This is a genomic window from Apilactobacillus sp., from assembly GCF_025290035.1.
Lineage (GTDB): Bacteria > Bacillota > Bacilli > Lactobacillales > Lactobacillaceae > Apilactobacillus.
The window spans coordinates 1-1,628 of the sequence record NZ_JAMBKT010000046.1; the positions used below are offsets into that span (position 1 = coordinate 1).

The 1,628-nt window shown below is 37.0% G+C and carries 2 protein-coding genes and 3 other annotated features; both genes read right to left on the reverse strand.

The window, feature by feature from the left end; translation table 11 throughout:
• A partial coding sequence (locus M3005_RS06020; RefSeq protein ID WP_293794568.1) for an argininosuccinate synthase domain-containing protein occupies positions 1-578 on the reverse strand: 578 nt, incomplete at its 3' end.
• A 48-nt stretch (positions 579-626) separates the two neighbouring features.
• Positions 627-848, reverse strand: a binding site (T-box leader).
• Between the two features lie 33 nt (positions 849-881).
• Positions 882-1,110, reverse strand: a binding site (T-box leader).
• A gap of 49 nt (positions 1,111-1,159) precedes the next feature.
• Positions 1,160-1,382: a binding site (T-box leader), on the reverse strand.
• Positions 1,383-1,433: 51 nt separating this feature from the next.
• Positions 1,434-1,628 (reverse strand): C1 family peptidase (locus M3005_RS06025; protein ID WP_293794570.1); only part of this gene is annotated, 195 nt, incomplete at its 5' end.

Sequence of the window (1,628 nt, forward strand, 5' to 3'; positions counted from 1 at the left end):
ACACCACATTCATTAGCACGTCCCCAGATGTTTGCGTCGATTGAGTATGGAGAATCTAAATCAATTGGAATATCGATATTGTGTTTCTTAGCAAATTCGATTTCTTCTTCTCTGTTCCAGTGCCATTGACGAACTGGAGTAACCACTGTCAATTTTGGATCTAGAGAATGGATAGCGACATCGAAACGAACTTGGTCGTTTCCTTTACCGGTACATCCGTGACAGATGTATTCGGCACCTTCTTGGTGAGCAATTTCAACTAGCTTTTGACTCATTAAAGGACGAGATAGCGCTGAACTCAATGGGTATTCGCCTTCATACATTGCGTTAGCGTCTAATGCAGTTAGTAGGAAGTCTTCTGCGAATTCGTCTAGTGCATCAACAACGTATGACTTGATGGCACCAACCTTTAATGCTTTTTCTTTAATTTGGTTTAAATCTTTATGTTCCCCGTAATCTTCACCTACGTTAATGCAGCAGGCAATTACGTCAAAACCTTGTTCGATTAACCATGCGATTGAAACTGATGTATCTAATCCTCCGGAATATGCTAAAACGATTTTCTTTGATTGTTTCATGTGAAACATCCTCCTTTTTTGTATATAAACAACGAAATCTTAATTTCTATAGAGGACGATGTAACCGCGGTACCACCTCACTTCCTAACATCCTCGCGAATGCTAGCTCATAAAGTCAATGACTTCCGCGTTAACGCCGCCGACGTTTGCTTCTACTCATTTCGAAGCTCACTCACAAGTACGATTAATCAAATGTCATTATTAACTCTCATCAACGTTAATTTCTCTGTAAATGATTGGTTTGATTAAATTCTTGATCATCATGCAAATATTTATATAAAAAAAGTCCCCTAGGAATAAATCCTAGAGGACGACTAATCGTGGTTCCACCTCAGTTTCTGACATTCTCACGAACATCAGCTCATAAAGTTTTTTCAAACTTTAACGATAACGCGTTAACGGTGAATTCTACTCATTTCGAATTCAAACTCATAGGTACGATTTAATTAATGTCATCCTTAGCTCTCACCCGGCTTTGCTAAGTTCTCTGTAAATGACTGAATTAACTAAAATTCCTAATCACTGTTTTTAAAATTAATATTTATTTTTGGGTATAAAAAAATCCTCTTGGATAAGATATCCAAGAGGACGAATAAATCGCGGTGCCACCTCAATTCCTAGCATTCTCACGAATACTAGCTCGAGAAGTTATAATAACTTCAGCGTTAACGCCGCCAACGATTTTTTCTACTCATTTCGAAAAATGACTCTCAGGTACGATTTAACTACCGTGCTACTCACTCTCATAACCGTGAGCTTCCTGTGAAACACTCAATAATTAAAATTCCTGTTCAACGTCTTATTTGATTGTCACTTATATTAATACCTTCTTAGAAAAATTGCAACACTTTAATTTTATTCTAATGAATCCCAAGGGGCTAATTCGACCGGAGATTGGCTTAGTAGCGCGGTTTTATCATTAGATAAATATTTTTTATTTATTACAATTTCGTATACATATTCGTTCATCCAACCATCATCCATGATGAAATATCCGTTGACACCATTCTTTGATCCCCATGAATTTTCCACTTTCCATTTAGTTGGTTT